The sequence below is a fragment of the Thermobacillus sp. genome, assembly GCF_003390775.1.
Taxonomy (GTDB): Bacteria; Bacillota; Bacilli; order Paenibacillales; family Paenibacillaceae; genus Thermobacillus; species Thermobacillus xylanilyticus.
In genome coordinates this window covers 13716-34473 of record NZ_QEWA01000063.1, presented here as the reverse complement: position 1 = coordinate 34473, position 20758 = coordinate 13716, and the positions used below count along the sequence as shown (strand labels likewise).

The window sequence follows — 20758 nt, the reverse complement described above, 5'->3', positions numbered from 1 at the left end:
GAACAAGTGGCCGAGTTGGGATATGTCCTTCATTTGCGTTCGCGCGGCGAAGAGAAAGAAGAAAAAGCGGCGATTCCCGGATACCGGGCCAGACGATGGGTGGTCGAACGGACCCACTCCTGGATGAATCGCTTTCGCCGCTTGCTCATTCGTTGGGAAAAGAAAGTGGAGAACTACGAGGCCATGCTCCATTTTGCCTGCGCCTGGATTTGTTTCCGCTGCGCAGAGGTTTTCGGATAGGTACTAAGTTTGATGTATCTTATATTATCAATTGATTAGCTGAATCGAATCCATCAAGGGCTCCTGTTCTTCGGCTGGACGGTCATTTACCAACAACGCGCCAGCCCAAGAAAGGGGCCCTTTTCTTGGTTGCATACGCCCTGACATTCAGAATTAAAACCTCATCAACCTGAAAAGGAATGATTTCCGCATTTCCGTCAATTTATGTTATGATTACGTGGAACTCTACTGTCGAATTGCGGCGAACGCCGCTTGGACATGGAAGGGATTGAACCATGCATAGATTGAGCGGGACTGGCGACTCCGCCCTGATCCGGCGGATCAATACCGCCATCGTGCTGGAATGCATACGCAATGAATCGCCGCTCTCCCGCGCGCGCATCTCGGAGCGGACCGGGCTGAACAAGGCGACCGTGTCGAGCCTCGTCTCCAATCTGATCGCCGGCGGGCTCGTATCGGAGATCGGCACCGGCGAGTCGAGCGGCGGAAGGAAGCCGGTCATGCTGCTGTTCAACGCCGGAGCCGGCCATGCGGTCGGCATCGATGTCGGCGTGAATTACATCCGCGGATTGCTGACGGATCTGGCGGGCACGCCCGTCGCACGCCGCGAGACAAAGATTGCAAGGCGCAGCCCGGAGGACGTGCTGCCCCTCCTGCATGATGTCATCCGCGGGTTGATCGGGGACGCGCCGGCGAGCCGGTACGGCGTCGTCGGCATCGGGATCGGTGTGTCGGGCATCGTCGACGACGGCGGGACGATTCTGTTCGCGCCGAACCTTAACTGGCGGAACGTGCCGCTCAGGCGGCTGGTCGAGGAACGGTTCAACCTGCCGTGCGTCATCGACAACGAGGCGAACGCCGGCGCCGCCGGCGAGCTTCGCTACGGCGCGGGGCGGGGCTTTGCCGACCAAATCTATGTCAGCGTCGGGATCGGCATCGGCACGGGCATCATCATCAACCGGGAACTGTACCGCGGCAAGTCCGGGTTCTCGGGTGAGCTCGGCCACATGTCGATTGCGATGGACGGCCGCCAGTGCAGCTGCGGCAATCTCGGCTGCTGGGAACTGTACGCCTCCGAGAAAGCGCTGATCGAGCACGGCGAGCCGTACGCCTCCTTCGAAGCGGCATGCGCCGCGGCGGAGAGCGGCGACGGGCAAGCCGTCCGCCTGCTCGAGACGATCGGCGCCTATCTGGGCACAGGCATCGCGAATATTGTGAATGTGTTCAATCCGGAAGCGGTCATCCTCGGGAACCGGATTTGCATCGCCGAACGGTTCGTCCGCGGCGCCGTCGAACGCGAGATCGAGCGCCGCACGCAAACCTACAACCGGGAAGGCATGCGCCTCCTGTTCGCCGAACTGGGCGAACATTCGGCGGTGCGCGGCGCGGCGGGCTATGCGATCAGCCGCTTCTTCGACAGCCTCAACGGCCAAGGCGCCGGCTGAGAACGTCTGTTTCAGCCGTGTGTTCGCTCCCTGCAGTCCGGTCCGGCCGGCTCACGGGAGTATTTTTATGGATGGCGATCGATGGTACATTATAGAATATCATGCCAGATTTTCATCTTGCTGACGGTTCAGGAGTGGATGCATTCGTCATCGACACCATCGGGCACACTTCAGATCGAGACAGGGGATGTCTTCTTGCGCGCATTACGGTACTGGTTGTTGTTCATTGTTCTTTTTACACTCTCCAATGCTCATCATGCGGAGGCGGCGGACGGCAGGGGGGAGCAGCTGATCCGGCATTGGGAGATTCAGTGGATCCGCGCCGACGGCGTAAACCGCGACCGGCCGCTGGAGGAGGCGTCGGCCTGGGCGGCCTCGTCTGCCGGACAGTTGACGCGGATGCCGGCGGATGCGTCGGGCGTCTGGGTTCGGGTCCAACTCCCGCCTACCGCATCTTATCGTCAACCGGCGCTGCTGGTAAACCGGTTGTACGGCCGGAACCTGTCCGTCTACGCGGACGGTATGCTTCTGCACGAGTCGACCCGCTCGGTCCGGTTCGACGTGAGTAAACTGTTCCTGCCGCTCCCGGCCGACACGGATGCCGTGACGCTGCTCATCCGGATCGGCACGACGGAGGAGCGAGCCGGCGTCTACTCCGCCATCCGGATCGGCGAATTCCAGTCGCTGACCGCCGGCTATATCCGCCGGGAGATGCCGGATCTGGTGCTCGGCGGCGGCATGCTCATGCTCGGCGTCATCATGCTGGCCTGCACCGGATTTCTGACGCGCAGCGTGCGCGCGTTCTGGCTGTCCCTATCGATCATCGCCCTGTCCGCCGGAACGCTCGTCTTCACCTATTCTCCCCTCCCCTACACGCTGTTCGAACCGCGAACCGCGTGGCTGCCGGTGGCGTACGATATGGCGCTGTTCATTGCGGCTCCCGCGTTCATGTATTTTGCCGACACCGTCTTCATGGGCCAATATCCGTTCTACACCCAACTTCGGCATGTGATGGGAGGCTACGCCGCGCTGTGCTTCCTGATGCTCGGTCTGTACGCCTGGATGCCCGACCGTTTTGGACCGGGATACGATCTGGTCACGACCACGATCCTCGGTCTGCTGATGCTGGCCGCGTTCGTGATCACCGCCGTGCTGGCCGTTATCGTCACCATCCGCGGCAACTGGCACGGCGCCGTCCTGTCCGGCGGCATCTTCGTCCTGACGACGGCAGCGGCCGCCGATCTGGCGATGTACTATTTCAAGGACGAGCCTTATGATCCGATCTTGTGGAAATTCGGCACCCTCGTGCTGCTCGTCGCGCTGATCGTCATCCTGTCCGCCAAAATCGCCCGCGACCACGCCGCCGTGATCGCCTACACGAAGGAACGCGAAGACTACAACCGCAGACTGCAGCGCGCGGAGAAGCTGAAAATCATCAGCGACCTCGCCGCGTCCGTCGCCCATGAAGTCCGGAATCCGCTGCAGGTGACGCGCGGTTACCTGCAGCTGCTCGCGGAGCAGGAACTGTCGAACCGGAAGTATTACGACATGGCGATCGAGGAACTGGACCGCGCCGCCTCCATTATTACGGACTTCCTCACCTTCGCGAAGCCGGAGATGGAGGAGTTCGCCGTGCTCGACATCGCCGACGAACTGGACAAAATTTACGCCATCATGTCGCCGCATGCCTCGCTGAACGGCGTTACGCTCCGGTACGACGTGCAGGACAACATCAGGATCGAAGGCAATGCTTCCCGGTTCAAACAGGCCATCATCAATTTCATCAAGAACGGCATTGAGGCGATGGAGAGCGGAGGCGAGATCGTGATCCGGGCGTACAGGCAGGACGGACAGGCGGTCATCCGCATCCGCGACAACGGAAGCGGCATGGATGAGGAGCAGATTGCAAAGCTGGGGACGCCTTATTTCTCGACCAAGACGAAAGGAACCGGCCTTGGCCTCATGGTGACGTTCCGCATCATCGAGGCGATGAACGGCACCATCTCGTTCGACAGCAAAATCGGAAAAGGAACCGAAGTCACGCTCCGGTTCCCGGCCGTCCATCCGGAATGATCACCACCAGTACCCGGCCGGCCTGGCGACGATGGCGGAGACATCCTCCGGCCGCGGCGGAATCGTAAGCACGTGCCGGGTCGGGGTCTCCTCCACCACCAGCAGTTCGTGTCCTTCCGGAATCTCGATACCGAACGCGTCGCGGATCGTCTGCTTCGGTTCGGCCAGCAGCCGCTGCCTGAACGATTCGTCGTCCCAGGTTTTGCGGATGATGTCTTCCCGGAGCTGATCCGCATCGATGCGTTCTGTCATCGTCGTCGACATCGCGCACACACCCTTTCACCATGGATTAAAGACGAGCTTATTCCTGATTATACCATGTAAATTGTTTCTAGTAATCTAGGTTTTTGATAGATCCGAAATTAATTTGGAAAATCCATGGCCGGCAATCAGCCGCGACACTTCCGCCTCCGCTTCTTCCGCGCCCCGGCGGATGCCGTCCGCGAGCGTCCGGGCGAAGAGGATCAGCATGGGCGGCGCCGCCCGCTCATCGATGCGGCCGGCGTACGCGTCCGCGATGCGGGACAGGCGGGCCAGGGCGCCGCGGCGGAAGACGGCCGCCTTGACGTCCCGCTCCGTGAACGGGCGCGGCTCACCGGCTTCGGCATCGTCCGGCCCCAGCGCGTCGCGGACGATCGTCAGGAAGGCGTTACCGTTGGGAGCGGCCAGATCTTCGGCCCAGTCCTGCCAGTCATCGGACAGCTGCAGCACCGCCAGCGCGAGGTCGAGCGCCTCTTCGACCGCCGGCAGCCGCTCGTCCATCCCGGCAGCCAACAGCATCGCCGCCGCGCCGAGCTTCACCGGCGCCGACTTGCGGGCCAGCTGCCGGACGTCGAGCGGGTCCGCGCGGCGCTCCGGCTCGCCGCCGACCGCGGCCGCCCATTCCGCGGCGTATCGGGCGTACAACGCCCACAGCCGCTCCGGATCGGCCACGGCATGGCGCGCATAGCGCGCCTGGAACGCCGCGTGGAACAGCTGGCCGAGCGCCAGCAGCCGCCTCGGGTCGGCCGGCGCCGCCTCCGGCCCGTCCATCAGGTCGTCGACGATCGAGTAGTGGAGCATCGCGAAGAGGCTGCCGACGGCCAGGTCGCGGCAGACGCGGCGGCCCAGGCCGGTGATGTCGTCCATCCAATACGGCAGCAGGTACGCGATGACGCTCGCTTTCCCGCCCGTCTTCAGCGGATGGCAAGCGCCGATGAGCTCCCGCCCGAGCCGGCCGAGCTCGTCCGGGAACCGCCCGGCCTCCGCTTCCGCCTCCACGAACACCTCCAACAGTTCGCCGCGATAACGGTCGATGTATTCCATCTAGATCCCCTCTCCGCATGATCGGGAAAAAAGGCCAATCAGAATCACTCTGATTGACCTTTTGCCTGCCCCGCAAGCTTCCGCACCCGGTCGAACAGACTGCGGAAAACGGCGTCCCGCCGCACATGCTGCGCCATCTTGATCAAATGTCTGCCCTGATCGAAGCTGTAGGTGCCGCCCTCGTTCAGGATCGGGCTGTGCACGATGCGGCACGGCACGCTGCGCTCATCCAGCAGCCAGCCGATCGTCGAGATGTCCCAGATGACGCGCGAATACGCGTAATGGTCATCGCTGCAGGCCGCGTACGTCTCCGCCAGATACCTGCCGATCGCGCCGCATTCTCCGAGATGCAGATCGATCTCCGCCTTCGTCGTCAGGAGGTGCGACGCGACGCCCATGCAGGGCACGAGCACGAGCGGCACGCCGCAGTCGAGGACGATGCGCGAGGCGTGGACGTCCTGGATCATGTTGAACTCGCGGGTATGGTCCCACCACGGCGCATGCCCGCCGAGCCAGACGACGACGATCTTGCCGATGATCGACGGCTCCATCAGGATGGCGGACGCCACATTCGTAATGGCGCCGATGGCGACGACGTATAGCGGGTCGTCGTCCGGCGATGCGAGCGCCAACTCGACGATGCGCCGCGCCGCTTCGCTTTCGACCGGCCGGTCCGGCCCGGCCATCCAGCCGCGGGACCCTTCATAAATCGGAATCCGGCCGGCCGCGCCCGCAATTCTCACAATACGCTGTAATTCCTCATAACTCTTCACCATGCCGTCTTCGGGTCCGTCCGACCGTTCGTTGTGGAACGGCGCGGCGCACAGCGCTTCGATCTTCAGCCGCTCCGGCGATCCGAGCGCGAAGATAACGGCGAATTGGTCGTCAATCTCGTTGTACGTGTCGGTGTCGAGCACCATCCGCACTTTTCCGCCGGGATGGTGCAGCCGCTCGAGGCGGAACGAATCGGTCAGGCCGGGATACCGGGTCGTCATGCCGCATTCCTCCGATCAATAAGAACTTGACCGCCAAACAGCGCGGAACCCGCATCGCTACACTTTCATCATAGCGAACATCGCCCGGACTTGCCATGCACCGGTTTGATCCGCCAGCAAAAAAATGCAAGCCCCCGGCGCTCGCCGGCGCTTCACACGGGGGCTTGCTGTTGACCGATTCCATTAAGCTCTGTTGCGTCAGACGCCCTTCCGGGTTATCCTTCCGATCTGCCGCCCGGATTCGAACCCGAGCCGAGCCGGTTCGTCAGCCCTTTGATCAGCCCTTCGACGTCGATACCCGAGACGTCCTTGAGCATCTGCGGTGCCGTCGCCATGAGCGACGTGACGTAGTTGCTGACGCGCGCGGCGCCTTCGCCGTGGCCGGTGTCGACGACGGTCAGCTTGTCGATGCTCCGGATCGGCTCCGCCACCTTCGACGCCAGCTCCGGCAGCATCTTGACGATGATGTCCAGCACGGCCGCTTCGCCGAATTTCTCGAACGCTTCGGCCAGCTTCTCCTTCGCCTCCGCTTCGGCGAGACCGCGCAGCCGGATGACTTCGGCTTCCGCGGAGCCGCGGGCGCGCTCGGCTTCCGCCTCGGCGAGGCCGGCGAGCCGCTTCTGCTCCGCTTGCGCCTTTGCTTCCGCTTCGATGCGGAATTGCATCGCTTCGGCCTCGCGGATGCGTCTTGCCTTCTCCGCTTCCGCCGCCTGTTCGATCGCGTACCGGTCGGCGTCCGCCTTCTTCTTCACTTCCGCGTCATACTGCTTCTCGCGGCGCAGAATCTCCTTCTCTTCGAGATCGATCTCGCGCTCCTTGCGCACCAGCTCGACTTTCATCTGCTCTTCGACGACGCTCTGCTTCGCGCGCGCTTCCTGGATGGCATACGCCTGGTCGGCTTCCGCCCGCGCCATGTCCTGCTCTTTCTTGAACGCGGCGACCTTCAGTTCCTTCTCCTTCGTCGCCTCGGCGATGTTCGTGTCGCGCAGCAGTTCCGCCTTCATGCCCTCTTCTTCGGCCCGCGCCTTCTGGATGCGCGCGTCGCGGATCGCTTCCGCCTCCGCGATCTCGGCGTCCCGCTTCACCATCGCAATGCGCGGCTTACCGAGCGCTTCGAGGTAACCATGCTTGTCGCGCACGTCCTTGATCGTGAACGAGACGATCTGCAGCCCCATTTTCTTCAGGTCCTTCGCCGCCACGCCCTGCACTTCCTGGGCGAACTTGTCGCGGTTCCGGTACACTTCCTCGACCGTCATCGAGCCGAGGATGGCGCGCAGATGGCCTTCCAGCACTTCCTGCGCCTCGCCCTTCAGCGCTTCGATCGGCTTGCCCATGAACTGCTCGGCAGCGGTCGAGATATCTTCGATCGAACCGCCGATCTTGATGATCGCCACGCCGTCGGCGAGCACCGGAACCCCTTGCTCGGTGTACACTTCCGGCGTCGACACGTCCAGCTTGTGCGACAGCAGGGAGATGAATTCCGCCTTCTGGAAGATCGGCAGGATGAACGCGCCGCCTCCGCGGACGATCTTGATCTTGCGGCCGCTTTCGTCAATCACCGTATTGCGGTTGCCGAGGAACGAGCCGGTGACGATCATCGCTTCATCGGGACCGACCGTCTTGTAGCGCGCCCAGAACGCCAGGCCAAGCAAGACCAGTACGACGATAACAATAATCGGAATCCATTCGATCATAGACTATCTCCTCTCATCCGGAATATTGCTTGAAAAATCGGAATCCAGCCTGGAGACGTACAGCGTGCCGTCCCGCACCTCGACGACGACGACCTGTGCGCCGGCCTCCACCGGCACGCCGTCGAAGCTCGCGGCCATCCGGTTCGTCACCCCGGCCGCTCCCATCCGGAGCATCACCTCCCCGTAGCCGTCGGCGGGAATCGGAACGAGCACTTCGGCCAGCTTGCCCGGCATTTCCTCCATCGAGTAGCCCGTGGAACTTTCCGTCGCCCGCATCGGCCGGACATAGAAGAAATAGACGCCCGCTCCGATGATGACGGCGGCCAGCAGCGCAAAGGCGACAACGCCCCACACGGCAAGGTTCGTATAATGGCCGAGCATGAGCCCGGCACCGCCGAACACGGTGATTCCGCCCACGACCGTCATCGGGTGGAGCCAGTCCAGCCCGTCGGGCAGGAAGTCCAGCAATCCGTCCAGCGCATCGCCCAAAATATCGCCGAACACGATGGTGACGACGGAATAGACGATACCGCCGATCAGACATGCCCAGAACAGCGCTTCCATTCACACCCCTCCCCTGCTTCGCCAATTCCGTGATTCCAATAGAATATACGAACATTACTCCCTAAAGTTCCAACGAATGTTAAGGTTTGTCTGCAAAATGCAGCCGCCTGACAGTACTATTGATTTTTGGTCTCAACTCCCGATAGAATAGAGCTGACCGAAAGTAAAAACGTTTGCACAATTATGCGATTTTGTGAAAGCCGGTGAAAATGCGTGGAGGCCTACAAGGAGAAAGTCGAATACGAAAATCCGCTGTTGTCGCTCAAAATTTTTCGCCCGCAGCGTTACGACGACGTTTTTATCAGCTGGCATTATCATCGGGAAGTCGAACTGCTGCTGGTCGTCGGCGGCGAGCTGCACGTGCTGATCGAAGACGAGCAGCACCATATCGGACCCGGCGACATCGTCCTGATCGGCTCGAACCAGCTCCATTGCGACCGGGCCGTGACGCGGGAACTGGACTATTATGTATTGCAGTTTGACCTGGACAAATTTTTCGACCCGAGCACGATGCCCTACCTCCGCTATTTCAACGAGACGCAGCATCCGCTCAGCCGGCTGAACTATATCTTCCGCGAACAACCCGAGGTGCGCGCCGAAATCGCCGAATGCGTGAAGCGCATCTTCGACGAGGCCGCCGCCAAGTCGATCGGCTATGAACTGGCCGTGAACATTCTGCTGAAACGCATCCTGCTGCTCTTGCTGCGCAACGACAACCGCCGCATGCTCGAGGAGCTCGACAGCTTCGACCTGCAGCGGCTCAAGCCGGTGTTTGACTACGTCGAAGCGAATCTGACCGGCCGCATCCAGGTGGACCGCGTCTGCAAGCTCGCCAACATGAGTTATTATTATTTCGTGAAATTTTTCAAGAAGACGGTGGGGCTTTCCTTCACGGAATACGTCAACTTCCGGAAGATCAAGTGGGCGGAGCGGATTCTCCTGACGGAAGACCGCAGCATATCGGAAATCGGGGAAATGATCGGCATTCCGAACATGGCGCATTTCTACAAAATGTTCAAGAAATACAACGACTGCTCGCCGAAAGCGTACCAGAAGCGGATGCTGTCCTGGAGCCGGAAGTGAAAGGGAGGCGGATGGTCAGTGTTTTACCCCCTCCCTCCGGGGCAGCACGAGCTTGTAGCCGACGCCGCGGATCGATTCGATCTGCACCGACTGGGGGCTCAGCTCCAGCTTTTTGCGCAGGGAGCTGACGTGCACATCGACCGTCCGCTGCCCGCCGATATAGTCGAACCCCCAGACGACGTTCATCAGATCGTCCCGCGTCACGACGACGCCCGGACGCTGCACGAGATAGAGCAGCACCTCGAACTCCTTGGGTCTCAGCGCTACCGGCTCGCCGCCCGCGGTCACCTCGTACTTGTCCGGATAGATGGCAAGGTCCCCCACCCGGATGACGTTCTCTTCCGCGGCCGGCGCCGCCTCGCCGCTGCGCGACCGGCGCAGCACCGCCGCGACGCGCGCCAGCAGCTCCGCGACGCCGAACGGCTTCGTCATGTAGTCGTCCGCCCCGTGCCGCAATCCCTGCACCACTTCATCCTCCGCATTGCGCGCCGTCAGAATGATGACCGGCGTGCGGACGCCGTGCTGTCTGAGCTTCGTGAGAATTTCGAAGCCGTTCATGCCGGGCAGCATGATGTCCAGCAGAATGAGGTCGAACGACTGCCGCAGCGCGGCCTGCAGCCCGTCGCTGCCGTGGCCCTCGACCGTCGTCTCGTATCCTTCCTGCATCAGATTGTACGACAGGAGACGCGCCAGCGTCGGCTCGTCCTCGATGACCAGAATGCGTTCTGCCATGGGCAACCCCCGAATGAGTGGGATCATCAACTCTACTATACCATGACCTGTCCGGCGAAGTGTTAAGCTATTGTAAAAAGAGTCCCGCGTCGCCTGCACTTTCCTGCAGCACCGGCAGTTCGATCGTGAACGTCGTGCCGACGCCGACCGTGCTCTCGACGGCAATCGACCCCCGGTGAAGCTCGACGAGATGCTTCACGATGGACAGGCCGAGTCCGGTGCCGCCCGAACTGCGGGAGCGCGCCTTGTCCACCCGGTAGAACCGCTCGAAGATGCGCGGCAAATCTTTCTTCGGGATGCCGATGCCGTTGTCGGAGATGCGGATGCGGATCGCATCGTAGTCATCTTCCTCCGCGATCTGTCCGTCTCCGGATGCGACCGGTTCAACCTGGATCCGGACGCGGCCGCCTTCGGGCGTGTAATTGATCGCATTCGACAGCACATTCACGACGATCTGGCGCAGACGGTCCTCATCCGCCTCGACGTACAGTTCGTCCCCGACCTCCGTCTCGATCCGGATGTTCTTCCGCTCCGCTTCCTTCGCGAGCAGCTCGACCGTCTTCCCGATGAACGGCCCGAGCTCGACCGGCGAGAACAGGAGCGGCGCGCGCCGCGACTCGATCTTCGACAGTTCGAGGATGTCGTTCACGAGCCGGTTGAGCCGGTCGCTCTCGTCATGGATGATCTTGAGAAACGCGCGCTGCGTCTCCGGATCGCTGCAGGCGCCGCCGAGCAGCGTTTCGGCGAAACCTTTCACCGCGGCGATCGGCGTCTTCAGTTCGTGCGAGACATTGGCGACGAATTCGCTCCGCATCCGCTCGAGCCGCCGGATGGCGGTCACGTCCTGCAGCACGAGCAGCAGCCCGCCGGAATCGTCCCGGCCCTCGATCGGCACGAGATTGATCTCGATCTGCCGCTCTTCGGGGTAGTAGAACGTCAGCTCGTCGCGGAGATGTTCCCGCCGTTCCAACGCATCCCCGATCAGTCGCACCAGTTCGTACTGCTGCCGGGCTTCCGTATATTGGCGCCCAAGCAGCTCGTGAGCCGGCATGCCGAGCAGCTCCTCGGCCATCCGGTTGAGCAGCAGGATGACGCCGGCGCGATTGATCATGACGATGCCGCTCGTCATGTTGTCGAGCACGCTCTCGAGCTGGCTCTCCTTCTGCCGGATGCGCACCATCTGCTGCTGCAGGCTTTCGGCCATCGCGTTCACCGCGCGTCCGAGCTCGCCGATCTCGCCGCGCGGGTCCACCTCGACCCTGGCTTCGTAATCCATGTTGCGGATGCGCTGCGCCGCGCGGGTGACCGCTTCCAGCGGCTTCGTCATGCCGCGGGCGATCCGCCAGCTCGCCGCCGCCGCGACCGCGAGGAGCAGCAGCAGCCCGGTGATGAGCCCGAACCAGAGCCGGCGGATGCCTTGCTCGATTTCGCTGACATCGAGCGCGAGACGGATGAATCCGTCCGCATCCCCCGCCTCCCGCTTCACGGCGACATACATCATGTTGTGATGCGTCGTATCGCTGCGCCGGACATCGTAGCCGACACCCTTCCGCTGCGCCTCGGCCACTTCCGGCCGGTCCAGATGGTTGTCCATCGACGCCGGATCGTGATCCGAATCGCCGAGCACCGTGCCGTCGCCGGCGATGAACGTGACGCGGGCGCCGGTGATCGACCGGTAATGCCGCGCCCGCTCCGTGAAACGGGCGTAAGCGTCCGTACCGGCCGCCGGGTGCCAGTCGACGGCATCCTCGATCAGTCCGATCTCGCGGACCAGATTGTCCCGCAAGGCATCATAATGGCTCCGTTCGAACGTGACGGCCATGTAGATCCCCGCGGCTGCCACCGCCATTCCGACCAGGCCGATCATCACCGCCGCAAGCCGCGAACGGAAACTGTTCATCCTCTTCCCCCTCCGCGGTTCAGCCTTTCCGCTCCATCGTAACCTCGCCGGGCGCCTTTCGGCCAGCGCCCCGCTCGTAAATTTTCCTGAGAAGACTTCGGAACAGCGCGGCTCCCGGCTGCTGAATGAGAATGGACAGCACAACCGGCACGGCGGCCTCCGGACGGAAATAGCCGAGACCGATGACGATGCCGAGCGGAATGAGCATGAGCAGCACGAAACCGACGACATACGGCGACTCCGCGCCGAACAGCGCGCTCCCGGCTCCCCATGCCGCCAGCGGCATGAGAATATGGGCCGCGGCGAGCGCCGCCAGCATCGGCAGCGGGCGTGTGAACGCCAGCTTCACCTCTTGCGCGCGGATGCCCAGGCCCATCGCGAACGTGATGTACGCGAACAGCCAGGGCACGAGCGGCACGCCGCCGATCAGCGCGTCCGAGCACAAGAACCCCAGGAGCAGTGCTCCCGGGGTCAGCAGCGACATCCGGCGGTCATACCACCGGTTGAATGCGGATGTGAATGATGTAAAGGTTCTCGTGGGAATCACGCTTTCTTTGCGTTCGGATACCGTCTTTTTTACTTGAAGACCGGTTCTTTGAACTGTTCGAGCTTTGCGAGCGAGTCATGCTCGACGTCGGCGTGCAGGCTGTTGCCGTGGGCGTCCATCGTGACGATCGCCGCGAACCCTTCGGTCTCCAGATGCCACATGGCCTCCGGAATGCCGAACTCGAGGAAATGTACGCCGTTGACGCGCTTGATGCACTCGGCATAATACTGCGCCGCACCGCCGATCGCGTTCAGATAGACGGCGCCGTGCTCCTTGAGCGCCGCCAGCGTCTTCTTGCCCATGCCGCCCTTGCCGATGACGGCGCGGACGCCGAACTTCTTGATGATGTCGCCCTGATACGGCTCCTCGCGCGCGCTCGTCGTCGGACCGGCGGCCTTGACATGCCATTCGCCCTGCTCGTCCTTCAGCATGACCGGACCGCAGTGGTAGATGACCGCGCCGTTCAGATCAACCGGCGAATCATGGTCAACCAGATATTTGTGCAGCGCGTCGCGGCCGGTATGAATTTCGCCGTCGAGGATGACGATGTCGCCGACGCGCAGATTCCGCACCTGCTCCTCCGTCAGCGGCGTCTTCAGCCGCACTTCGCGGCGCTGTTCCGTCTCCGCGGGCTGCGCGGCCGCCTCCGGCTCTTCTTCCATCGACACTTCGTCGCCGCGCGGATACAGCCATTCCTTGATTTCGCCGTTTCCGGCGTCGATCAGCACGCCCTGGCGGCGGAACGCCCAGCAGTTATAGGCGACGGAGACGAAGAAGCTTGCCGGCAGCCGGTTGATGGCGCCGATCTTGCAGCCGAGCAGCGTCACGTTGCCGCCGAAGCCCATCGTGCCGATGCCGAGCTTGTTCGCGGCGTCCATGATGTATTCTTCAAGCTGCCGCAGCTCCGGAACCGGGTTCACGTCGTCGACGCGGCGGAACAGCTGCTGCTTCGCCAGCTCGTAGCCGGTCGTCCGGTCACCGCCGATGCCGACGCCGATGAATCCGGCGCTGCACCCTTGCCCTTGCGCCTGATAGACGGCGTGCAGAATGCATTTGCGGATGCCGTCCAGGTCGCGGCCGGCCTTGCCCAGCCCTTCCAGCTCGGCGGGCAGGCTGTACTGGATGTTCTTGTTCTCGCAGCCGCCGCCTTTCAGGATGAGCCGGACTTCGATCTCGTCCCGTTCCCATTGCTCGAAATGGATGACCGGCGTCCCCGGGCCGAGGTTGTCCCCCGAATTGGCGCCCGTCAGCGAATCGACGGAGTTCGTGCGCAGCTTGCCGTCCTTCGTCGCGCGCGCGATCGCGCTGCGGATCTTCTCCTTCATGACGATCTGGTTCGCGCCGACCGGCACGTGCAGGACGAACGTCGGCATGCCGGTGTCCTGGCAGATCGGCGACACGTTGCACTCCGCCATCTGGATGTTGGACGCGATCGTGCTGAGCGACAGCCCCGCCCGCGTCGCGCGGTCCTCCGCTTCCTGCGCCGCCTTGATCGCCCGGCGCACGTCGCCCGGCAGATTGGTCGACGTCTCGACGATCAGCCGGTATATGCTCTCTTCAAATTGTTCGATCATGTACAGCCGGCTCCTCTCTGATCTATGCTCTCCTTCTTATCATACCACATTTGCGCGCATGGGAGTGAAGTCCGGATGCACAGACCTGCATCAGCCCAGGAACGAAGTATGGTAGAATAGAGGAAGTTGATGATGAGCTGCGAATTCGCGGTGAGGGCGGTCGGGCGGATTGGACAGCTTCGCTTTGTTTGTAACGGAACGGGGGCCGTTAGCGGCATTTAACCGCTTGCGGGAACGACATTAACGGAACGTGGTTTCGTTGGCGATCACTTTCGGACAGGTCTAGCGGCTCCAAACACGCCACTAACGGCACGATTTGCCTTTAGTGGCCTCGCCGGCACCCGCGAGACCACCATTAACGGCACAGAATGCCGTTAATTCGCGCAGTCGACCATGGCGGGCGGCTCCAACGAGCCAATAACGGCACGAAATGCCGTTATTGGCCTCGCCGGCACCCGCGAGACCGCCATTAACGGCACAGAATGCCGTTCATCTGCGCCGCCGGACGACCAGCGCCAACCCGCAACCGGTCGCAATTCGCAGCACCATCCGATAGTTCGAACTCGGGGATGAGAAAGGGAGTCGGCGGAAGTGGAGAGTCATTTTCTGGCGTACCTGTACCGTCTGCGCCATATCGAGCGCTGGAGCCTCATGCGCAACACGACGCGCGAGAACGTCGCGGAACATTCCTATCATGTCGCGCTGCTGACGCATCTGCTGTGCGAGATCGGCAACCGCGTCTTCGGCAGGCGGCTGAACGCGGACCGCGCGGCGGCGATGGCGCTGTTCCACGATGCGACCGAAGTGTTCACGGGCGACATTCCGACGCCGGTCAAGCATCACAATCCGCGGATGCTGGACAGCTTCCGCGAGATCGAGGCGCTGGCCGCGGAACGGCTCGCCGCCATGGTGCCCGAGCCGCTCAGGGAAGCGTACGCGCCGCTCCTGACGGGCAAGACGTGGCAACGGAGCGAGTCCGGAGCGGATGCAAGCGGCGGAGAAAATGCAGCACGGGACGTCGACCGGAACGAAGCCGGCAATGGGAACAGCGACGATTCGCAACCCGGTGACGAAATGCGAAACGGCAGCCAATCGCGAAACAGCGAAGATACACAACCCTGTGACGACATGCGGATCAGCAGCCAGTCTCGAAATAGCGAAGATTCCCAGCCCGGCGTCGACATGCGGGTCGGCGACCGGAACGGATCCGTCATAAGAAACATCGACGATACCGACGTGGAACTCCGCAAATATTTGAAAGCCGCCGATCTCCTGGACGCCTATCTGAAATGCACGGTCGAGCTGGCCTCCGGCAACCGGGAATTCGCGGTCGCCTTCCGCCAGATCAAAGCTTCGCTCGACCGGCTGGCGCTGCCCGAGGCGGAATGGTTCCTCGAGCGCTTCGCGCCAAGCTTCAGCAAGACGCTGGACGAGCTGTCCGGCGAGACGTGAGGCGCCCCCCGCATCCGTTGAAATGCATGAAATTCGGCCCCGCAGCGCCTGCCTGGCGCCTCGGGGCCGGCCGCTTCCTCAATCATCGCTCAGATTGGCGTACCGCAGCTCTTCCTGCAGCGCCCGGAGCCGGGCGTGGCGGATGCGGAATTCCCGGATGAACATCCGCCAGCGTTCCTCCCGGCCGGCCGCGCGGTACAGCTTCTCCAGCCGCTTGAGATGCCGGACTGCCGCGCGGTAGCCCTGCCTGCCGCGGGTGCGCACCGACTCGTCCACCGCCCGGTGGAACAGCGGCAGCAGCAGTTCCGGCGCCTCCTTCGCCAGAACGCGGAGATGGCCGGGATCGAGATCCTCCGGCCGGATGCCCATGGCAAGCTGCAGATCGGTCCACTCCCGCATGCGCCCGCGCGACAGATAATGCGCCGACAGCTCCCCGTACGATACGGGCAGCCACTCCCGCATCATCCGGATCCACAGCGGATTGTCCGGCTGCCGCTCGTCTGCCGAACGGCACAGTTTCAGATACGGCTTCAGCACCGCCGCGACACGGGTCAAGCGAAGCTGCTCCTGCAGGAACCGCATCCATCGTTCCAGCGCGGCGAAATCGCCTTCCGCAAGGCAGCGCTCGGCGAACCGCAGGACGAAGGTCGACGTGCGCTCGAACGGCGTCCGCCTCATCGCGTCGATTGCGCCGACATGGTCGCCCGCCTTGCAGCGGAAGAAGGCCAGGGCGGTCAGGACGGCGGACGCGCGCGGTGAAGATGAATGCGCAGTCGTGTCCGCATCGGCAACCTGATCCGCCAGCCGTCCGATCACTTCGCGCTCTTCGCGAACGGCATCCGGCCAGCCGGCGAAGCGGTCCCACCACGCGACATACAGCTCATCCCAGCGCAGCAGTTTAAATGTCTCGTCAAGCGCGGCATTTCGCAGCCGGAGCGCGATGGCGCGCAGCCATCGTTCCTCCGCATCGTTCGCCGGGACGGGTTCCGTCTCGTGCAGCAGCTCCAGCCAATGCTGAACCCACGGCTCGACCGAGCGGGAAAACGACATTTCGTAATAGTAGCGGTTCGACGGGTCCGTCACGGCGTAGGCGTGCTCGGCCTGCTCCAGCACGAGCAGCACGGTCTGAAGCCAATGGAGGCGCCGCATCTCACGCGGCCAATCCCGGGCCTTTCCCTTCGCCTCCAGCAGCACCGGCTGAAGCGGGTGGAGCGAATGGCGGCATTGCTGCCAGACGGCCCCGAACCGTCCGGCGAACCATTCCGCCCACGCCTCCGGGCCGTCCGTCCCGCCGGACACGGCGCCCGCCCCGCCGTCCGCGTCCCCGCGGGCGCCCTCCGTCATCATCCGCAGCACCGCATCCGCATCCCCGCCCGCCGATTCGCAGTAGCGGAAGAAAAGCGCCGCCATATGAACGCATGCCGCATCCTCCGGACAGGTGCACGTGCTGTACGCCATATCGTCCGCATCGAGCGTGACGGCATACACCGTCCCGTCGTTCACCGCGCCGTACACGGTGTTCATGACGACTTCCATGACCAGGACGCGCCCGCCGCGGTACAGGGCATGCCCTTCCGCCACACGGTCAAGCGGCATGCCGCCGGCCAGCGCCCGCATCAGCTGTTCCGATCGTTCATCTGCCAGCCGAGTCATTGCTTGTCTCCTCTCCGGATGATGCCGTCCGCGGTCGCACCGCCCGATCCGCTGCGCCGCGCCAGCCGGCCTGCCCGGTCATGCGAACAGCCGCGCCAGCCGGCTCCGGATCGCCCACGGCCGCTCTTCCCGGCGCTTGTAGCGGGGAAGCGTGCGATAGAGGGCGGCCGCCTCGTCCAGCGCCCGCCGCGCTTCTTCCCTGCGGCCGAGAGCCTTGTAGATCATGCCCATCCGGTAATAGGCTTCGCAGGAAGAGGAGTGGATCGCCTGCAGTTCGTCGAGCAGCTTCAGCGCTTTCTCCGGCTGATCGCGGTTCACCGCGGCGAGCCGCAGGTACGGCTGACCGTATTTCACCCGCGGATTGATGTCAAGCGCCCGCCGGATCGCGCTCTCGCCTTCCGCCCGGCTGCCGGTGAACAGCAGCGCCGTGCCGAGATCGTCCCAATATTCGGCCGAATGCGCCATCGTCTCCGCCGCCGGCTCGAGCAGCCGCCTCGCTTCGCCGTATGCTTTGCGCTCGATGAGCAGATGCGCAAGCTCCATCCGCGCGGACATGTCGTTCGGGTTGAGCGAGAGCTGCTGCTTCAGCTGACGGATCCGCCGCGCCCGCCTGAACGGTTTCACCACGCTCGGGGACAGGCCGACGAATCTGCGGTCCAATATGTAAAGGATGATGATCAGCACGACGATGGCGGCAACCGGGTTGCCAAGCAAAATCCAGAGCAAGCTGAAAATCGCAAATTTACCGAACACGCACGATCCCCTCTTCCCGAATCCGGTTACGGCACTATCTTACCATTCGGCCCACCGGCAGCCAAGGCAAGCGGCGCGATGCATGACGGCCTGCCGTTTATCCCAACCTAAGCATGCGGCGGAACTTTCCGCCGATTCCGACAGCATGCAAGGAGGCGAATGAAATGGCCGGCACGACGCAGATCTTCCCGCCGCAGCACCAGACGCGGCAGCCCGGCACGGAGACCGCCATGCAGCCCCATCCGGAGATCGAGTCGCCGCTCTACAAGCCGGCGGGCAAACTGACCGGCAAAGCCGCCGTCATCACCGGCGGAGACAGCGGCATCGGCCACGCCGCGGCCGTCGCCTTCGCGAAGGAAGGCGCCGATGTGGCGATCATCTACCTGAACGAGCAGCAGGATGCGGACAATGTGAAGCGCCGCATCGAAGAGCTCGGCAGACGCTGTCTGCTGATCGCCGGCGATATCGGCGACGAGGCGTTCTGCGAGCAGGCGATCGACCGGATCGTGCAGACGTTCGGCCGGCTGGACATCGTCGTCAACAACGCGGCCGAGCAGCATCCGCAGCCTGCCCTCACGGACATTACCGCCGGGCAGCTTGAGCGGACCTTCCGCACGAACGTGTTCGGCATGTTCCACCTGACGAAGGCGGCCTTGCCGCATCTGAAGGAAGGCGCGGCGATCATCAACACCGCATCGGTCACCGCCTATGTAGGAAGCCCAACGCTGATCGACTATTCCGCTTCGAAGGGCGCCGTCGTCGCGTTCACCCGCGCGCTGGCCAAAAATCTTGCAGCGCAGGGCATCCGCGTGAACGCCGTCGCGCCCGGGCCGATCTGGACGCCGCTCATTCCGTCCACCTTCGCGGCGGAAGACACGGCGACATTCGGCACCGACACGCCGATGAAGCGGCCCGGTCAACCGTCCGAACTGGCTGCCGCCTACGTCTTTCTCGCCAGCGGCGATTCGACGTACATGACCGGCCAGACGCTCCATCTGAACGGCGGCAAGATCGTGAACGGTTGAGGGCAGGTCATCCGCTTCCGTGCGGACGCATCCGTTGGGTCACAAAAAAAAGCACGACATCCGCCCATGCCGCATATAGTGGTGTGGGTGGTGATCCGGATGAACTTTGCACACCGCGTCCTGAGGCCGGGCGATGTGCTGACGGCTTGCGACAATATGCTGGCCGTGCCGACGGGTTTCCTCGGCCACAGCGCCATCGCCGTCGGCCCGGACGAAATCGTCGAGGCGGTCGTGACGTTTCCTTACGTGCGTCGCGCTCCGGCAGCGGAATTTTTCATGCAGCATCCGAAACACGCGCACTACCGGCCGATTCCGGACTGGCTGGCCGCGGGCAGTGCGCAGTATGCCATCACGTACCATCAGGCTTGCCAGGCCAACTACGCGAAAGGCATCATCGTGCCGCCGTTCTCATTCTCGCCGGCGATACCGCTGGAAGATCCGTGGTCATCCATCTACTGTTCGAAGCTGGTATGGCTCTGCTACTACTACGGAGCCGGTTACCCGCTTTATAACGATTTCTTCCTGTTCACGCCGGAAGATCTGGACAGCGTGCTCGGTTCCGCCCCCCATTTCGAGCTTATCTACAAACATCCCGAGTTTCATTTCAAAATCAACACCTGACGCATGCGGCGGGCGGGGCAAGGACCTATTTTTGCTTGCGGTAGGCGGATTGCCATCCCGCTGATGTCCCCTGCGCATACATTGTCAATGTGCAATTCACCAAATTCCAAAAACCAGTGAAGGAGTGTATGGGACATGGCGGATTATGGCAATCTGGGTGCAGCGGGAGCAGCGGGATTCGGCGCGGACGTTCACATCGGAGCCGGTGCGGCGGGCGCGATCGGACACCATCCTTACGCGTCCGTCCATCCGGGAATGTATGGCATGGCCGGAACCGGCTATCATCATCAACATTGCATGCCGAAGAAGCGCTACTCGGATACCGGCACCGTTCTCGTTCTCTTCATTCTGCTCGTCATCATTCTTCGCGCATCCCGTCTGTAACGGCCGAACGCCGTTAAAGGCCCCGGCAAAAGCAGCGCCCCGGACCGCAAGGTTCGGGGCGCTTCGCTGTCTTTCGGGCGCTTGTCCCGAACGACTGCAAGACGCAATAAAAAACCTCCTTCCACTCCGTGAAGGAGCGAACAGAAGGTTCCTTGTATCAGATGCGCTATATTTTGAGCTCCCCGAGCTTGATCAGCTCCACAACCGCTTGAGAACGGCCTTTGACGTTGAGCTTCTGCATGACATTCGATATATGATTCCGCACAGTCTTTTCGCTGATGAACAGCTGTTGTGCTATGTCGCGCGTCGTCTTGTCCTGAACAAGGAGTTCGAATACTTCCCGCTCGCGATGCGTCAAAAGAAATTTGCTTTTGTGCTCGCTGCCCTTCAAGTTGTCACCCCTCCTTGCCTGTAATGTGATGGTTTAACAAGGTTAAGGGATACAGTCAACTTATCTTATGAATGGCGGGAACATGTGGTGCGGCAAGCGGCAGAAATGGGCTGAGCGGCGCGCTTTTTCGGGCGTCTGCTCATCAGGCGGAAAGGAAATGCGGAAGAAAAGACGTGTCCGGATTGAACGAAGAATGCAAAGTCCGGGGCTCCTTAGCGGTTGTGTTGAGTAAGATCAGGCGGGCCGGCCGGTCGGTATGAATCCGCCGCGGACAAGAGAAACTATTCCTGCACAAGCACGAATGCCCTTTTTCCGGGGTTATGCGAA

20 protein-coding genes and 1 pseudogene are annotated in these 20758 nt (G+C 62.5%); 9 read left to right on the top strand and 12 right to left on the bottom strand.

All coding sequences use genetic code 11. The features are described 5' to 3' along the window. The 3 genes from C6W55_RS17585 to C6W55_RS17575 form a co-directional block, all read left to right on the top strand. A partial coding sequence (locus C6W55_RS17585) for a transposase (protein ID WP_286894104.1) occupies positions 1-240 on the top strand: 240 nt, incomplete at its 5' end. 275 nt (positions 241-515) lie between these two features. After that, positions 516-1685, top strand: coding sequence for an ROK family transcriptional regulator (locus C6W55_RS17580; RefSeq protein ID WP_286894103.1), 1170 nt, complete (start codon positions 516-518; stop codon positions 1683-1685). A 195-nt stretch (positions 1686-1880) separates the two neighbouring features. Then, a complete protein-coding gene (locus C6W55_RS17575; protein ID WP_286894102.1) occupies positions 1881-3758 on the top strand; it encodes an ATP-binding protein in 1878 nt (625 codons plus the stop codon). Here C6W55_RS17575 and C6W55_RS17570 read toward each other — a convergent pair whose 3' ends face one another. The 5 genes from C6W55_RS17570 to C6W55_RS17550 form a co-directional block, all read right to left on the bottom strand. Next, entirely contained in the window at positions 3759-4022 is a 264-nt protein-coding gene (locus C6W55_RS17570; RefSeq protein ID WP_286894101.1) for an NHLP leader peptide family RiPP precursor, read from the bottom strand. A 75-nt stretch (positions 4023-4097) separates the two neighbouring features. Further along, entirely contained in the window at positions 4098-5063 is a 966-nt protein-coding gene (locus C6W55_RS17565) for a hypothetical protein (protein ID WP_286894100.1), read from the bottom strand. 44 nt (positions 5064-5107) lie between these two features. Then, positions 5108-6058: a nucleoside hydrolase gene (locus C6W55_RS17560; RefSeq protein ID WP_286894099.1), complete on the bottom strand. Its 951-nt coding sequence runs from the start codon at positions 6056-6058 to the stop codon at positions 5108-5110. Positions 6059-6273: 215 nt separating this feature from the next. Then, entirely contained in the window at positions 6274-7752 is a 1479-nt protein-coding gene (locus tag C6W55_RS17555; RefSeq protein WP_015254223.1) for a flotillin lipid rafts scaffold protein FloT, read from the bottom strand. A 3-nt stretch (positions 7753-7755) separates the two neighbouring features. Beyond that, positions 7756-8316: an NfeD family membrane protein gene (locus tag C6W55_RS17550; RefSeq protein WP_286894098.1), complete on the bottom strand. Its 561-nt coding sequence runs from the start codon at positions 8314-8316 to the stop codon at positions 7756-7758. Between the two features lie 213 nt (positions 8317-8529). On the opposite strand from C6W55_RS17550, the gene C6W55_RS17545 reads away from it, so the two are divergent. After that, positions 8530-9399 carry a helix-turn-helix domain-containing protein gene (locus C6W55_RS17545; protein ID WP_286894096.1) on the top strand — a complete coding sequence of 290 codons (870 nt, stop codon included), beginning with the start codon at positions 8530-8532 and terminating at the stop codon, positions 9397-9399. Between the two features lie 15 nt (positions 9400-9414). On the opposite strand, the gene C6W55_RS17540 is transcribed toward C6W55_RS17545, so the two are convergent. From C6W55_RS17540 to C6W55_RS17525, 4 genes are all read right to left on the bottom strand, one after another. Then, positions 9415-10131: a response regulator transcription factor gene (locus tag C6W55_RS17540; protein WP_015254220.1), complete on the bottom strand. Its 717-nt coding sequence runs from the start codon at positions 10129-10131 to the stop codon at positions 9415-9417. A 67-nt stretch (positions 10132-10198) separates the two neighbouring features. Continuing rightward, entirely contained in the window at positions 10199-12031 is a 1833-nt protein-coding gene (pnpS, locus tag C6W55_RS17535) for a two-component system histidine kinase PnpS (RefSeq protein WP_286894095.1), read from the bottom strand. 19 nt (positions 12032-12050) lie between these two features. After that, complete coding sequence (locus tag C6W55_RS17530; RefSeq protein ID WP_286894094.1) at positions 12051-12515, bottom strand: hypothetical protein; 465 nt, start codon at positions 12513-12515, stop codon at positions 12051-12053. Positions 12516-12607: 92 nt separating this feature from the next. Further along, positions 12608-14152, bottom strand: coding sequence for a fumarate hydratase (locus C6W55_RS17525; protein WP_425315965.1), 1545 nt, complete (start codon positions 14150-14152; stop codon positions 12608-12610). Positions 14153-14743: 591 nt separating this feature from the next. On the opposite strand from C6W55_RS17525, the pseudogene yfbR reads away from it, so the two are divergent. Together yfbR and C6W55_RS18310 are read left to right on the top strand one after the other, a co-directional pair. Continuing rightward, positions 14744-15127, top strand: a pseudogene (yfbR, locus tag C6W55_RS17520) (5'-deoxynucleotidase); the annotation flags it as partial. 99 nt (positions 15128-15226) lie between these two features. Then, positions 15227-15604 (top strand): YfbR-like 5'-deoxynucleotidase, encoded by a 378-nt coding sequence (locus C6W55_RS18310; protein WP_408646078.1) that lies wholly within the window; start codon positions 15227-15229, stop codon positions 15602-15604. 78 nt (positions 15605-15682) lie between these two features. Here C6W55_RS18310 and C6W55_RS17510 read toward each other — a convergent pair whose 3' ends face one another. Both C6W55_RS17510 and C6W55_RS17505 read right to left on the bottom strand, forming a co-directional pair. Then, a complete protein-coding gene (locus C6W55_RS17510; RefSeq protein ID WP_015254215.1) occupies positions 15683-17257 on the bottom strand; it encodes an SWIM zinc finger family protein in 1575 nt (524 codons plus the stop codon). A 78-nt stretch (positions 17258-17335) separates the two neighbouring features. Next, positions 17336-18010 carry a tetratricopeptide repeat protein gene (locus tag C6W55_RS17505; protein WP_213484126.1) on the bottom strand — a complete coding sequence of 225 codons (675 nt, stop codon included), beginning with the start codon at positions 18008-18010 and terminating at the stop codon, positions 17336-17338. 164 nt (positions 18011-18174) lie between these two features. Between C6W55_RS17505 and C6W55_RS17500 the strand changes: the two genes are divergently transcribed. From C6W55_RS17500 to C6W55_RS17490, 3 genes are all read left to right on the top strand, one after another. After that, on the top strand, positions 18175-19035 hold the full coding sequence (locus C6W55_RS17500; protein ID WP_286894093.1) for an SDR family oxidoreductase: 861 nt from the start codon (positions 18175-18177) through the stop codon (positions 19033-19035). A 99-nt stretch (positions 19036-19134) separates the two neighbouring features. Continuing rightward, positions 19135-19656, top strand: a complete 522-nt coding sequence (locus C6W55_RS17495; RefSeq protein WP_286894092.1) for a C40 family peptidase — start codon at positions 19135-19137, stop codon at positions 19654-19656. A 135-nt stretch (positions 19657-19791) separates the two neighbouring features. Next, positions 19792-20040, top strand: coding sequence for a hypothetical protein (locus C6W55_RS17490; protein ID WP_286894091.1), 249 nt, complete (start codon positions 19792-19794; stop codon positions 20038-20040). Positions 20041-20206: 166 nt separating this feature from the next. Here the strand turns inward: C6W55_RS17490 and C6W55_RS17485 are convergent, their stop codons facing one another. Beyond that, positions 20207-20431 (bottom strand): helix-turn-helix domain-containing protein, encoded by a 225-nt coding sequence (locus tag C6W55_RS17485; protein WP_213484130.1) that lies wholly within the window; start codon positions 20429-20431, stop codon positions 20207-20209. Between the last annotated feature and the right edge of the window lie 327 nt (positions 20432-20758).

Bases quoted from the DNA above. Each gene is read 5' to 3' on its own strand.
- C6W55_RS17580 (WP_286894103.1), top strand. From the start codon at position 516: ATGCATAGATTGAGCGGGACTGGCGACTCCGCCCTGATCCGGCGGATC.
- C6W55_RS17570 (WP_286894101.1), bottom strand. From the start codon at position 4,022: ATGTCGACGACGATGACAGAACGCATCGATGCGGATCAGCTCCGGGAA.
- C6W55_RS17565 (WP_286894100.1), bottom strand. From the start codon at position 5,063: ATGGAATACATCGACCGTTATCGCGGCGAACTGTTGGAGGTGTTCGTG.
- C6W55_RS17560 (WP_286894099.1), bottom strand. From the start codon at position 6,058: ATGACGACCCGGTATCCCGGCCTGACCGATTCGTTCCGCCTCGAGCGG.
- C6W55_RS17555 (WP_015254223.1), bottom strand. From the start codon at position 7,752: ATGATCGAATGGATTCCGATTATTGTTATCGTCGTACTGGTCTTGCTT.
- C6W55_RS17550 (WP_286894098.1), bottom strand. From the start codon at position 8,316: ATGGAAGCGCTGTTCTGGGCATGTCTGATCGGCGGTATCGTCTATTCC.
- C6W55_RS17540 (WP_015254220.1), bottom strand. From the start codon at position 10,131: ATGGCAGAACGCATTCTGGTCATCGAGGACGAGCCGACGCTGGCGCGT.
- pnpS (WP_286894095.1), bottom strand. From the start codon at position 12,031: ATGAACAGTTTCCGTTCGCGGCTTGCGGCGGTGATGATCGGCCTGGTC.
- C6W55_RS17530 (WP_286894094.1), bottom strand. From the start codon at position 12,515: ATGTCGCTGCTGACCCCGGGAGCACTGCTCCTGGGGTTCTTGTGCTCG.
- C6W55_RS17525 (WP_425315965.1), bottom strand. From the start codon at position 14,152: ATGATCGAACAATTTGAAGAGAGCATATACCGGCTGATCGTCGAGACG.
- C6W55_RS18310 (WP_408646078.1), top strand. From the start codon at position 15,227: ATGCGAAACGGCAGCCAATCGCGAAACAGCGAAGATACACAACCCTGT.
- C6W55_RS17510 (WP_015254215.1), bottom strand. From the start codon at position 17,257: ATGACTCGGCTGGCAGATGAACGATCGGAACAGCTGATGCGGGCGCTG.
- C6W55_RS17500 (WP_286894093.1), top strand. From the start codon at position 18,175: ATGGCCGGCACGACGCAGATCTTCCCGCCGCAGCACCAGACGCGGCAG.
- C6W55_RS17495 (WP_286894092.1), top strand. From the start codon at position 19,135: ATGAACTTTGCACACCGCGTCCTGAGGCCGGGCGATGTGCTGACGGCT.
- C6W55_RS17490 (WP_286894091.1), top strand. From the start codon at position 19,792: ATGGCGGATTATGGCAATCTGGGTGCAGCGGGAGCAGCGGGATTCGGC.